The sequence below is a fragment of the Hymenobacter agri genome, from assembly GCF_054778495.1.
Map to the genome: position 1 here is coordinate 1 of NZ_BAAGZM010001222.1, position 629 is coordinate 629.

General features: G+C 67.6%; 1 protein-coding gene and 1 pseudogene. Both read right to left on the reverse strand.

Going from position 1 to position 629, the window contains the following annotated elements; all coding sequences use genetic code 11:
* Window positions 1-195, reverse strand: a pseudogene (locus ACYVDE_RS25435) (glycosyl transferase); the annotation flags it as partial.
* A 39-nt stretch (window positions 196-234) separates the two neighbouring features.
* Window positions 235-629: hypothetical protein (locus ACYVDE_RS25440; RefSeq protein ID WP_460504298.1), on the reverse strand; the 395-nt coding region annotated here is incomplete at its 5' end.

Consider the following 629-nt stretch of genomic DNA (forward strand, 5'->3'; position numbering starts at 1 on the left):
GGCCCCGCCCAGCGCCAGGCTCAGCCAGCCCTGCGCGGCGCTCAGGGGCGGCACTTCGAGGTAGCCCCAGGCCAGGTGCCGGCCGTGGTTGAGGTAGAGGTATTCGTCGCGGTGCAGGTCGTACTCCGGGCTGATGAGGAAGTAGCCCGACACGAACTTGAGCAGGGCGAAGGCGAGCGGCAGGCGGCGGTTCATGCCCGGCAAGGTCGACAATAATTCGATATGGCCGGGCGGCTATTTATCGGCGGGCCACAGGCCGGCCCAGCGCTGGAAATCCTCGCCCACTTGGTCCCAATAGAAGTCGTCGTAGTCGGGTTGGCCGTTTTTCACGCCGAAGAAGTTGTGCTCGCGGCCGGGGTACTCGCGGAAGGTGAAGTTGCGGCGGTGCTGCCGGATGGTTTCGAGCCGCAGGAAGTCGTCGCCGGGCACGCCCGCGTCGAGCGTACCGAAGCCCACGAATACGGGCACTTTCGTGCGCAGCAACTCGGGCATTTCGGAGGCGCCGAAGCCGTAGGCGTTGCGCGGGTCGTCGCCCTTGCAGTCGGCCACGGTGGGGTCGGCCACTACGGTTTGCCAGCGCCGGAAAACCCAGCCCGCGCCGATGGTATCGGCCGCCTGCCGGGCCTGGG